This is a genomic window from Streptosporangium sp. NPDC004379, from assembly GCF_042873875.1.
GTDB lineage: Bacteria > Actinomycetota > Actinomycetes > Streptosporangiales > Streptosporangiaceae > Streptosporangium.
On sequence record NZ_JBIAMC010000001.1, the window covers coordinates 482,419 to 493,168 of the forward strand.

The 10,750-nt window shown below is 73.7% G+C and carries 10 protein-coding genes; 4 read left to right on the forward strand and 6 right to left on the reverse strand.

Annotation, left to right across the window (positions count from 1 at the left end; genetic code table 11):
* Positions 1 to 23: 23 nt before the first annotated feature.
* The gene (locus ACFYSC_RS02085; protein WP_362928651.1) at positions 24 to 884 is read right to left on the reverse strand and encodes a Gfo/Idh/MocA family oxidoreductase; all 861 of its coding nucleotides are present in this window, start codon (positions 882 to 884) and stop codon (positions 24 to 26) included.
* 267 nt (positions 885 to 1,151) lie between these two features.
* Here ACFYSC_RS02085 and ACFYSC_RS02090 point away from each other — a divergent pair, with 267 nt between their 5' ends.
* On the forward strand, positions 1,152 to 1,733 hold the full coding sequence (locus ACFYSC_RS02090; RefSeq protein ID WP_362928649.1) for a histidine phosphatase family protein: 582 nt from the start codon (positions 1,152 to 1,154) through the stop codon (positions 1,731 to 1,733).
* A gap of 28 nt (positions 1,734 to 1,761) precedes the next feature.
* Here ACFYSC_RS02090 and ACFYSC_RS02095 read toward each other — a convergent pair whose 3' ends face one another.
* The 3 genes from ACFYSC_RS02095 to ACFYSC_RS02105 all read right to left on the reverse strand — a co-directional run bounded on the left by ACFYSC_RS02095 (position 1,762) and on the right by ACFYSC_RS02105 (position 3,342).
* The gene (locus ACFYSC_RS02095) at positions 1,762 to 2,121 is read right to left on the reverse strand and encodes a hypothetical protein (protein WP_389955352.1); all 360 of its coding nucleotides are present in this window, start codon (positions 2,119 to 2,121) and stop codon (positions 1,762 to 1,764) included.
* 123 nt (positions 2,122 to 2,244) lie between these two features.
* Positions 2,245 to 2,481 (reverse strand): DUF397 domain-containing protein, encoded by a 237-nt coding sequence (locus ACFYSC_RS02100; protein ID WP_346020519.1) that lies wholly within the window; start codon positions 2,479 to 2,481, stop codon positions 2,245 to 2,247.
* Complete coding sequence (locus ACFYSC_RS02105; RefSeq protein WP_389956308.1) at positions 2,482 to 3,342, reverse strand: helix-turn-helix domain-containing protein; 861 nt, start codon at positions 3,340 to 3,342, stop codon at positions 2,482 to 2,484.
* A 184-nt stretch (positions 3,343 to 3,526) separates the two neighbouring features.
* Here ACFYSC_RS02105 and ACFYSC_RS02110 point away from each other — a divergent pair, with 184 nt between their 5' ends.
* Together ACFYSC_RS02110 and ACFYSC_RS02115 are read left to right on the forward strand one after the other, a co-directional pair.
* Positions 3,527 to 4,042 carry an ATP-binding protein gene (locus ACFYSC_RS02110; RefSeq protein ID WP_362928766.1) on the forward strand — a complete coding sequence of 172 codons (516 nt, stop codon included), beginning with the start codon at positions 3,527 to 3,529 and terminating at the stop codon, positions 4,040 to 4,042.
* Between the two features lie 337 nt (positions 4,043 to 4,379).
* Positions 4,380 to 6,773 carry a helicase-associated domain-containing protein gene (locus ACFYSC_RS02115; protein ID WP_389955355.1) on the forward strand — a complete coding sequence of 798 codons (2,394 nt, stop codon included), beginning with the start codon at positions 4,380 to 4,382 and terminating at the stop codon, positions 6,771 to 6,773.
* A gap of 145 nt (positions 6,774 to 6,918) precedes the next feature.
* Here ACFYSC_RS02115 and ACFYSC_RS02120 read toward each other — a convergent pair whose 3' ends face one another.
* Together ACFYSC_RS02120 and ACFYSC_RS02125 are read right to left on the reverse strand one after the other, a co-directional pair.
* Positions 6,919 to 8,154 carry an ArgE/DapE family deacylase gene (locus ACFYSC_RS02120; RefSeq protein WP_389955359.1) on the reverse strand — a complete coding sequence of 412 codons (1,236 nt, stop codon included), beginning with the start codon at positions 8,152 to 8,154 and terminating at the stop codon, positions 6,919 to 6,921.
* A 49-nt stretch (positions 8,155 to 8,203) separates the two neighbouring features.
* The gene (locus ACFYSC_RS02125; protein ID WP_389955362.1) at positions 8,204 to 9,814 is read right to left on the reverse strand and encodes a DUF885 domain-containing protein; all 1,611 of its coding nucleotides are present in this window, start codon (positions 9,812 to 9,814) and stop codon (positions 8,204 to 8,206) included.
* A gap of 77 nt (positions 9,815 to 9,891) precedes the next feature.
* Here ACFYSC_RS02125 and ACFYSC_RS02130 point away from each other — a divergent pair, with 77 nt between their 5' ends.
* Positions 9,892 to 10,212 carry a co-chaperone GroES gene (locus ACFYSC_RS02130; RefSeq protein ID WP_362928637.1) on the forward strand — a complete coding sequence of 107 codons (321 nt, stop codon included), beginning with the start codon at positions 9,892 to 9,894 and terminating at the stop codon, positions 10,210 to 10,212.
* Positions 10,213 to 10,750: the final 538 nt, after the last annotated feature.

A 10,750-nucleotide genomic window follows, 5' to 3' on the forward strand; every position in this document is an offset into this window, starting at 1 on the left:
CGCGCGCCGCGGCGCCGGACCCGTCAGGCGTGGGTGAGCTGCTCCTCCGCCGCCGCGATGATCTCCTGAAGACGCAGGCCGTGGGCGGCGTCGAGGGGGTGGCCGCCCCCGCCGCGGACGGCCTCGGCGAACTCCGCGAGCATCACCGAGAAGACGTCGGAGCCGAGCCGGTCGCCGTTCATGGCCTCCGTGCCCAGCTTGCCGTAGACCTCGACGGCGGCCGGCGGCTTGTCGCCCGGCACGCTCATGCACAGCGACGCCTCGCTGACCGCGCCGCCCTCGTGCTCCAGCAGCAGGCCGACCCAGCCCCGTGGGTTGCCGTGGGCGCGGACCGCGGTGACCCGGCCGAGCGCGGCGTCCAGCATGTCGATCATGTGCGGGCCGACGTCGAGGATCGCGCCGCGCTCCAGCCGCCAGGGGCTGGTGAAACCGCTGCCGAGCAGCGCGCCGGAGATGTGGGCCGCCCGGCCGCCGAAGGGCTCGATCGCCGAGACCCGGGCCAGGAACGCCCTGGTGGCCGGCGAGTAACGCCAGGTGAGGACCATCTGGGAGGGCACCCCGGCCTCGGCGACCGCGTCCGCCAGCCGCCGGGCCCCCTCCAGGTCGGCCGCGAGGGGCTTCTCCAGCAGCAGCGCCTTGCCCTCCTTGGCGGCGCGCACGCCCAGCTCGGCCTGTACGGCGGGCGGCACCGCGAACGCGACCGCCTCGCAGCTGTCGAACAGCTCCTCGATCCGCTCGAAGACGGGGACGCCGAACCCGGCCGCCGCTCCGGGCCGCCGCGCCCACACGCCGGTCAGGCGGGTGTGCGGTCCGGCCGACAGCATCGGCGCGTGCACCTTCTCGGCCCACGGCCCGGCACCCACCAGGCCCACAGATATCGTCACATCCCCCAGCCTCTCACGGGGTGCACCGCCGAGCGGGGGCACTCCGCCGAACCGGTCTCGACGCTCCGCCGAGCCCGTCTCGACGCTCCGCCGAACCGGAGGGATCGGACGGCGGATCAACCGGATGCGGATCGACCGGACACGCAAGGACCGGGCGCGGAGGGGACCGGACGCGCGAGGACCGGACGGTCCCGCGGGGAGTGTTTCCGCCGGGCGGCAGGGGCACCCGATCGGCCGCGCCGGCCGTACCGGCATGATGGGTGACATATGAGAGAGATGTTCCTGCTACGGCACGGCGAGACGGAGTGGAGCCGGAACGGCCGCCACACCGGGCGCACGGACCTTCCGCTCACCGAGAGGGGGGAGGCCCAGGCGCGGGCGCTCGCCCGGCTGGTCGCGGAGCGGTCCTTCGACCTGGTGCTGGTCAGTCCCGCGGCGCGGGCCCGCCGTACGGCGGAGCTGGCCGGCCTCACCGACTACGAGATCGATCCCGACCTGTGGGAGTGGGACTACGGCGGGTACGAGGGGATCACCACTCCGGTGATCCGCGAGGACCGGCCCGGCTGGTACCTGTGGCGCGACGGGGTGGTCCCCGGCGACGCCGCCCATCCCGGTGAGAGCGCGGCGGAGGTCGGCGCCCGCGCCGACCGGGTGATCGGCCGTGCCCGCGCCGCCGGGGGCGAGGTGGCCCTGGTGGCCCACGGGCACTACCTGCGGGTGCTGTGCGCCCGCTGGCTGGATCTCCCTCCGACCGACGGCCGGCTCTTCCGGCTGGACACCGGCACCTACTCCCGGCTGGGCTACGAGCACGCCGAGCCGGTCGTGCTCAGCTGGAACGCCCCGCTCTAGAGCCGTGCCCGGCCGGAACGCCCCGCCACTAGAGGAGCGGACCGCCGGGGACCGCCGCCGTGGCGGGGACGGGTCCGGCGGGAACCCTCGGAACGGCGGGGCCCGGTTCGCCGGAGACCGCCGGGCCGGCGGGGACGGTCGCCGCGCCGGGTTGCGGTCCGCGGCCGGTCAGCCATTCGATGACCCCGCGGTGGCCGCGGCGGGCTTCCTCGAAGTGCCGCCACCGCCAGTAGCGGGGCTGGTCGCGCACCCCGGTGACCCACGTGCTGTAGGACACCGGGGCGGGCGTCCCGTCCCGGCCGACGGGCGAGGCCACGCCGTAGGTGCGGATCACGACGCGCCCGCCCGGTGCGAACAGCACGTCGTCGGCCACGGGATACAAGGTCATCTGGTCGAGCACGGTCGAAGCCCCCTATCAGCTGTGGGCCCCACTCTCGCCCCCCGGGCCGCGTCCCCGGTTACGCCTCCGGCGCGGCCGGGTTAACCAGATGAGCCGGGTGTAAAAACACTGTTACACGGTGAGGCTGTCGAACTCCCCGTCCTTCACCCCGAGTACCAGGGCGCGGATCTCGTCGCGTGTGTAGATCAGGGCCGGGCCGTCGGGGAAACGCGAGTTGCGGACGGCGATGCTGCCGTCCGACAGCTCGGCCAGCTCGACGCAGTTGCCCGTCGAGTTGCTGTAGCGGCTCTTGCGCCACCTGGCTCCCGCCAGATCGGTGGCGGGCATGCCGTTGTAGGTCTTCTCCATTTAGATCTCTCCGAGAAGGTCGCCGAGGATCTCGGCGGTGCCCCCGGGCGTGGTGCTTTCCACGCACAGCTGCTCCATGGCCGTGAGGTAGGGGTCGACGTCCTCACGCTTGTCCAGGTAGAGGGCACCCCAGAGCTGCTCGACGTAAACGACGTCCGACAGGTCGGACTCGGGAAACCGTAAGATGCTGAACGCGCCCCCCTCGGCCGCGTGCATGCCGAATCTGAAGGGCATCACCTGGAGGGTGATGTTGGGCAGCGCGGCCACCTCCAGCAGGTGCTGGACCTGCTCGCGCATGATCTCCTTGCCCCCGATGGGCCGGCGCAGAGCCGCCTCGTCGATGACCGCCCACAGACGCGGGCCGTCCTTGCGGGTGAAGCGCTCCTGCCGCTGCATGCGCATGTGCACACGACGCTCGATCTCCGCCTCCGGCGCGTCCGGGTAGCCGAGCCGGATCACGGTGCGCGCGTAGTCGGACGTCTGGAGCAGGCCGGGCACGAACTGCACCTCGTAGGTGCGGATCACCCTCGCCGCCTCCTCCAGCCCCACGTAGGTGGTGAACCAGTTCGGCAGCAGGTCGCCGTACTTGTGCCACCATCCGGGGGTGTTCGCCTCGCGGACCATCTCCAGCAGGCCGCGCCGTTCCGCGTCGTCGAGCACGCCGTACAGGGTGAGCAGGTCCTCCACGTCCCGGGTCTTGAAACCGACACGGCCGAGTTCCATCCGGCTGATCTTGGACTCCGAGGCGCGGATGTGGAATCCGGCGGCCTCGCGGGTGAGCCCCTTCTCCTCACGCAGGCGGCGCAGGCTGGCGCCGAGCATGATGCGCCGAACGGTGGAACCGGTACCGGGCGGGTCCATGGCCACGTGGTGCTCCTCGCTCGCTTTCCTGATCGACAGTTTGTCACTTCGCGGCCCGTGACTTCCTTGGCCGCGGAAAATCCCCTTTCCGCGTTGGTCGACCGACTTACGGGTAACCGTAGCGCTTGCACACGTCCAATGCACGTGCATTCGCTCTTGCACCTGCACAGGAGTTTGCATCATGATGATCCGTGTGCAGTCCGCCCGAACCGCTCCCCCCAGAACGTCGTGGACGGCGCTCGACTGGTGGCCGCCCGTGGGCTGGTGGCCCGAAGCCGCGCGCGACCTCCTGTCCGGCTCCCCGGCTCCGGCCAGCGCCACCTTTGTGCTTCCCCCGAGCGCGGAATCGGTCCACTCGGCGCGCAGCTTCGCCACCGGCACCCTGACCGGCTGGAACCTCGGCGACCTGAGCGAGAGCATGGAACTGGTCGTCTCGGAACTGGCGACCAACGCCTTCCGGCACGGCCTGCGGCTGGCCGAGACGCGCGCCAGGGAGCCCATCAGACTCTCCCTGCTGCGCAGGAACGGCCTCGTGGTCTGCGCGCTCAACGACCCCGGCGCCGGTTTCCCCTCGCTCCGCGATCCCTCCCCGCTGGACGTCGGCGGCCTCGGACTGCACATCGTCGACTCGCTCAGCCTCCGCTGGGGCTGGGCGCCGCTGGCCCCCTACGGCAAGATCGTCTGGGCCGTCCTCGGCTAGGTCCCCGTTTCCGTTGACCGCCCGCCGCGCCGCCCGGCCGGAGATCCACGGAGCGGAACCGGAACGGCCCGTCCCCGAAGCCCGCACACCCCGCACACCCCACAGACCTTCCTGGAAGGCGCCGCCTCTTCCCCTCATCTGGCGCCGGCCCGGTTCCGGGGCCGCCATCCGACTCCCCATCGGGCGGCCCCGGGACCCGGCCAGAGAACAGATGGTCACCGGCGGGGAACTCATTGCATTCTGCGCGGTGCATGCCTCCCGGGATGCCCTCTGCATTACCGTGGATGCCTATGGCTCACGGAGAGTCCCCGCGCGAGATTCCTGAGAGAGCTGCGAGATGGACGATGACCTGCTCGGCTGGCTGAAGACCCTCGACGAAGACCGGCTCACCCGGCTGCTGGCCAACCGGCCGGACGCCATCGCCCCGCCGTGGCCCCGCCGCCTGGACACCCTCGCCCAGCGACTGGGCAGCGGCTTCGCGGTGATCGGGGTCATGCGGGGCCTTCCGCTGCCCGCCGTCGAGGTGGCTCAGGCGTCACTCGCCCTCGGCGGCCGGGTCGGGCTGGAGGAACTGGCCCGGTTCATGGGCGCGCCCGAGGCCGAGGTGGCCCCCTGGATCGACCGGCTCTTCGACCACGCACTGGCCTGGCCCGACGCCGAGGGGCGCATCCGCGTCGCCGAGGGGGTGGCGCGGTGGTGGACCGCCCCCTGCGGGCTCGGCGAGCCGCTCACCCACTACCTGGACTCCTGGACGGTCAGCGCCGACGCGCTGCGGGCCCTGGCCAGGACGCTCGGCCTGCCCCAGGGCCCCAAGCGCCGCACCGTCACCCGGATCATCGAGATGCTGTCCGACCCCGGCCGGGTCACGTCCATGGCCGGGCGGGCGCCGGAGGGCACCCGGGCGCTGCTGGAGGAGTTCGCCTGGGACGGTCCGGTCCGCGACGTCGACGGCGGGCGGTTCGTCACGCCGGGCACACCGGAGAAATGGGCCGGCGACCACGGGCTGCTCTTCCGGCCGAGCTGGAACGTCGCCGAGATGCCCCGGGAGGTGGCGCTCGCCGTACGGGGGCCCGGCTACCACCCGCCCTTCACCCCCGTCCCGCCCGACCTCGCGGGCGTCCCGGTCGATCCCGAGACGGTCGACCATCTGATGACGCTCGCCGCCCCGCACGTGGTGGAGCGCTGCTCGGCGATGCTGGAGAACACCGCCAAGGTCCCGCTGCCGCTGCTGAAGGCCGGCGGGATCGGCGTGCGCGAGGTCCGGCGGCTGGCCAGGGACACCGGCTGCGACGAGGACGAGACCCGGCTGCTGCTGGAGGTCTGCGCGGTGGCCCGGCTGCTGTCCTGGGACGAGCCGGCCGGCGGCCTGGTGCCGACCGAGAAGTTCGACCGCTGGCGGCTGGACGACTCCGCCGCCCGGCTGCGGGTGCTGCTGTCGGCGTGGTGGCGCATGGAGCGCTCGTCGCTGCGCCGGGTGGACGGCAGGTACGGCACCGTGCTCGGCGACGACCTCGCCGGGGCCTCGGTCGCCCGTGCCCGGCGCGCCGTCCTCGGCGTGCTGGCCCGGCTGCCGGCGAGCACCGCGTGCACCGACATGGACGGGCTCGTCAGGGCGGCCCACTGGCACGCCCCGCTGCTCGACCTGCCGCTGCTCGCCGAGTGCGCCCCGGCCGTGCTGGAGGAGGCGCGGATGCTCGGGCTGGTCGCCTGCGACGCCGTCACCGACCTCGGCCGCGCTCTGGCCTCCCTGGACGCCGTCGCCGGGGACGAGAACGACGACTGCGCGCCGGCGGTGGAGCACGACCCGATGCTGGTGGAGTGCTCCGTCCGGGCGCTGGCCAGTGTGCGCCGCAGCGCGCTGTTCGGCGCCGACCTCACCGCCGTGGTGACCGGCCCGCCCTCCGCCGAACTGGCCGAGCTGCTGGACCGCGCCGCCGACCGCGAGTCGCGCGGCACCGCGTCGGTGTGGCGGTTCACCCCGGCGAGCGTGCGCCGGGCGATGGACGCCGGGCACACCGCCGACGAGCTGCTGGCCGACCTGGCCGGGGTGGGCTCGGTGCCGCAGCCCCTCGACTACCTCGTGCGCGACGTGGCCAGGCGGCACGGCGAGGTCACCGTCACCACGGTCGCCTGCATCGTGCAGGCGTCCGACCCCGGACTGCTGGCCGAGATCGCCGGGCACCGGAGGCTGTCCCGGCTGGGCCTCCGGCTGCTCGCGCCCACCGTGCTGGCGAGCGGGCAATCGGCCGACCGGACCCTCGCCGCACTCCGGGAGAGCGGCTACGCGCCGGTCCCCGTCGAGGACACCGGGGAGATCACCATCCGCCGCGCCCGCATCGACGAGCCGCAGAACGGGCGGCTGATCCTGCTGCCCGGTGGCCGGGTCGCCGAACTGGAGCAGCCGCACCCGCTGGTCGAGCCGCCGCCGGACCCCGGCGAGCACGCCCGGCGGCTGCTGTCCGCCGAGAACCACGTCGCCCAGGCCGGCGGCCGGACGTGGGCGGTCATCGGCCGGATGGCCTCCCGGCTGCCGACGGCCCAGCAGTCGCTGCTCGGCTTCGTGGTGGACCGCGGCGTCCGGGCCGCGATCACGCTCGCCGACGGCCTGACCGCCACCATCAGCCACGGGGAGCTGCGCAGCGGCGTGCTCGACGCGTGGTGCGAGGAGGCCGGCGACTACCTGGAGTTCCCGCTGGCCGACATCATCGAGGTCCGCGGCGCCTACGCCTGATCCCGCCTGCGGCAACAGCGAGGCGGTGGCCCGGCGGCTGACCGGCCTCGGCTACGGCAACGTCCGCAAGTACCGCGAGGGCATCCAGGACCGGGTCGAGGCGGGGCCGCCCGTCGAGTCGGGCGTCGCCGTCCGCTGACGACGGTCAGCCGCGCACCCCGCAGCGACGCACCGCCAGCAGGGCCAGCACCCGGGTGACGTCGCGCAGCTCGCGCAGGCCGACCAGCTCGCGCGGGGCGTGGGCGAGGCGGACGTCCCCGGGGCCGTAGTGCAGGGTCGGCACCCCGCCCGCGGCGTAGAGGCGCAGGTCGCTGCCGTACGGCGCCGCCGTCTCGGCCGGCCGGGCCCCGGTGACGTCGGCCACCGCCGCCGCGACCTGGGCCGGCAGCTCGTGCCCGGCGGGCATCCGGCCGCTCGCGAACCGCCCGCCGGGCCAGGTCACGACCGGCGGGTGCGCGCGCAGCCACGGGTCGTCGATCCCGGCGACCGCCTCCTCCAGGGCGCGGCGGGCCTCGGCCGGGTCCTCGTCCAGCCGCACGCCCATCCGGCCCTCGGCGACCAGCAGGTCGGGCACGCTGCTGGCCCAGTCGCCCGCGCGGACCGTGCCGACCTCGATCGGGTAGGGGAGAGGGTTGCCCGTGAAGATCGGATCGGGGTCGCGGTTGCGGCCGGCCTCCAGCCGCCGGAGCGCCACCAGGACGGGCCAGAACGCCTCCAGCGCGTTGACGCCCTCGTAGCGGGTCGCGCCGTGGGCGGCCCGGCCGGCGACCTCGACGCGGAACGTCAGCGCGCCCGCCGTGGCGGTGACGACGGCTCCGCCGGTCGGCTCGGTGATCACCGCCGCCTCGCCGCGGTGGCCGCGCGCCAGGGTGGCGAACGCGCCCAGGCCGCCGTCCTCCTCGCTCACGACGCAGTGCACGGCCAGCGGCCGGGCCAGCCGTACGCCCGAGCGGTGGACGGCGGCGGCGACCGCGAGGTTGGCCGCCAGGCCGGCCTTCATGTCGCAGGCGCCCCGGCCGTGCAGGACGTCACCGGTGATCCGGGCGCCGAAGGGGTCGCCGCCCTCCCACTTGGCCAGGTCGCCGGTGGGGACCACGTCCACGTGCCCCTGCAGGATCAGGGCGGGCTCGCCCTCGCCCCCGGTGACGGCCGCCACGCCGTAGCCCTCGGTGCGGGGGGCCTCGGTGCCGGGGAAGCCGGGGTCGGCGCGCAGGGCGTCCAGGTCGAGCTTCCAGACGTCGACGTCCATGCCCGCCTCGGCGAGCAGCCGCCCGCAGCGGTGCTGCAGCTCCGACTCGGCGTCGGTGCCGGTCACACTGGGCGTCCGCACCAGCTCGGCCAGCAGCCGGACCGTCTCCGCCTCGTCGATCGCAGCGAGCACCCTCGCTTCCTCGGAGGACACCCCGCCCGTCTCGCCCGCGCCCATGCCGTCAGCCCTCCATGGCGACCCGGCGGGCCAGCCCGAGGGGCAGGCCGCCGGACCCGGCGAGCGAGTCGTGGAAGGAACGCAGGTCACCGCGGCCCGCGGCGAGGTAGTCGGCGCGGATGCGGTCGATCTCCAGGGCGCCGGTGAGATACGACGGGGCCTGGGTGGGCCAGGCGCAGTAGCGGTTGACCTCCCCCTTGGCCGTTCCCGGGGTCAGCGAGGTCCGCTCCGTCATGAAGGTCTCGGCCTCCTCGACGGTCATCTCGCCGCAGTGCAGCGACACGTCCACGACGATGCGGGCCGCCCGGAAGAGACGGAACTCCAGGTGGGCGAGCTCCTGGGCGGGGGTGGTGAAGTATCCCTCCTCCCGCATGACCTTCTCCACGTACAGGGCCCAGCCCTCGGTGAAGTACGGCGTGCGGAACAGCCTGCGGGCCCGGCGCGGGTTGCCCGCCATCCAGGACAGGTGCCAGTGGTGACCCGGGTAGGCCTCGTGGACGGCGATGGAGGGCATCTGCGCCCTGGCGTTGGTGCGCAGCCGCTGGCGCACCTGCTCGTCGGTGAACGAGTCGGGGGTGAACGGCACGAAGAAGTGCCCGAGCCGGGAGGCCGACAGCGGCGGGGGCATCATGTACGAGGCGACGGCGAGGATGGGCCGCTGGAACTCCGGCGACGGCACCACCCGGCACTCCTCGCCGTCGGCGAAGGTCACCAGGCCCCGCTCGCGCACGAACCTCCTGGCCCGCTCGGTCTCGGCCTCGTACTCGGCCCGCATGTCCTCGAGGGTCGGCGGGTGGTCGTCCTGGAGGACCGAGATGGCCGCGTGCCAGTCGCCGGAGCCGCCGGGCAACCGCCGGGCGATCTCCCGCATCTCGGCGTCCAGCTCCTCGTACGCCTTCTGCCCCCGGCGCAGCAGCTCGTCGGCGCCGTAGCCGAGCATCTCCCGGTCGCGCAGCAGCGTGGAGTAGAGCTCCTCGCCCATCCGCCAGGTCCCGGTGGCCCGGAACCCCTCCAGGAAGGCGGCCAGCTCGTCGAAGGCCGCCGCCGCGGGCTCGGCCGCCGCCGCCAGCCCGGCCCGCAGCGCCTCGTCGGCGACCTGGCCGGGGATCGTCTCGGTGAGCAGGCGCCGGGCGGTCCGCGCCTGACCCAGGCCCCGCTCGATCAGCAGGGGGCTCGCCAGCTCCGGGTCGAGGTTGGCCCGGCAGGCGGCGAGGACGCCCGGCACCTCGGCGAGCCGGGCGACGGCGGCCTCGACCAGCTCGGCCTCGGGGGCCAGGCGGTGCATGAACGGGGTGAACATCGAGCTGAGGACGGGCCCCGTGTAGACCGACGGATCGCGCCGCCAGGCGGGCCAGGACTCCTGGGCCAGCCCGCCCCGCAACCCGGACATCACCAGCTCGCGGTCGATGCGCTCCTCGAAGCTCCCGCCGGGGACCGCCTGGAGGCGCTCCAGCCGGCGGCGGGACTCGCGCTCGCGGGTGAGGATGCCTTCCTCGCTGAAGTCGCCGAGGGTCCTGTCATGGCCCTCGGCGCCCATGAGGGCGGCGAAGATGGGGTTGGCGTCGAGATACCAGTCGATGTAGTCGCCGACCGGGTCCGGGGAGAGCTCCGTCATGCTCCGTGAGCCTACTGCCGCGGACCGGCTCCGGGGTTCGACGGGCGCCGCCCCGCCCGTCCCATAAGCTTCATGCTGTGGGTGACCCGAAGTTCGAGATCCAGATGCTCCACGACCGCGTCATGGTGAGGGTGGAGCAGGAGTCAGAGGAGCGGCGCAGCACGGCGGGCATCGTCATCCCTGCGACGGTGAAGATGGCCAACCGGCTCGTCTGGGGCCAGGTCTGCGGCGCGGGCGCGAACGTCCGCGTGGTCAAGGTCGGGGACAAGGTCCTGTTCAATCCCGAGGACCAGTACGAGGTCGAGGTGCACGGCCAGGTCTACCTCGTCCTGCGCGAGCGCGACCTGCACGCCATCGCCACCCAGCAGACCGACAACGGCACCGGCCTGTACCTCTAGGCGCTTCCCGCCGCCCCCGAGGCGTTCTCCGCCGGTCCCGCTGACGCGTCCTCACCTCCGGCGCCGGCGGCGCTGACGGCTGCCCGCCCGCCTCGGCCGACCGTCCCGTCACGCGTCCGGCCGAACGCCGATACCCTCCGCACCCCTTTCCTCCTGGCACGTGCGCGAATCGGCAAGGAACCGGGCGCGTGACGTCAATGACGGCCTATGTCCGCCTCATTACTGTGATTTTCGGCCGCTGGCAACCCGGTCATAAGCCAGGCCGATTCGCCTCGGCCCACCGGTCCCGGCATCCGCCCGGACACGGTCACCCGCCGGAACGACCGGACACGGTCACCCGCCGGAACGAGAGGAGACGTCCCATGAGCATTCGCCGCGACGTCATCTGGGCCTGATCCCAGGATCCCTTGCCCCGCCGGACACGAGAGAGGCCGACACCCCGTGAGCATTCGCCGCGACGTCGTCTGGACCTGATCCCAGGATCCCTTCCCCGTCCGAAACGAGAGGAGGTGTCCCATGAGCATTCGCCGCGACGTCG

What these genes read in the sequence shown, in the direction of transcription:
- ACFYSC_RS02090 (WP_362928649.1), top strand. Translation starts at nt 1,152, where the DNA reads ATGAGAGAGATGTTCCTGCTACGGCACGGCGAGACGGAGTGGAGCCGG.
- ACFYSC_RS02095 (WP_389955352.1), bottom strand. Translation starts at nt 2,121, where the DNA reads ATGACCTTGTATCCCGTGGCCGACGACGTGCTGTTCGCACCGGGCGGG.
- ACFYSC_RS02100 (WP_346020519.1), bottom strand. Translation starts at nt 2,481, where the DNA reads ATGGAGAAGACCTACAACGGCATGCCCGCCACCGATCTGGCGGGAGCC.
- ACFYSC_RS02105 (WP_389956308.1), bottom strand. Translation starts at nt 3,342, where the DNA reads ATGGACCCGCCCGGTACCGGTTCCACCGTTCGGCGCATCATGCTCGGC.
- ACFYSC_RS02110 (WP_362928766.1), top strand. Translation starts at nt 3,527, where the DNA reads ATGATCCGTGTGCAGTCCGCCCGAACCGCTCCCCCCAGAACGTCGTGG.
- ACFYSC_RS02115 (WP_389955355.1), top strand. Translation starts at nt 4,380, where the DNA reads ATGGACGATGACCTGCTCGGCTGGCTGAAGACCCTCGACGAAGACCGG.
- ACFYSC_RS02125 (WP_389955362.1), bottom strand. Translation starts at nt 9,814, where the DNA reads ATGACGGAGCTCTCCCCGGACCCGGTCGGCGACTACATCGACTGGTAT.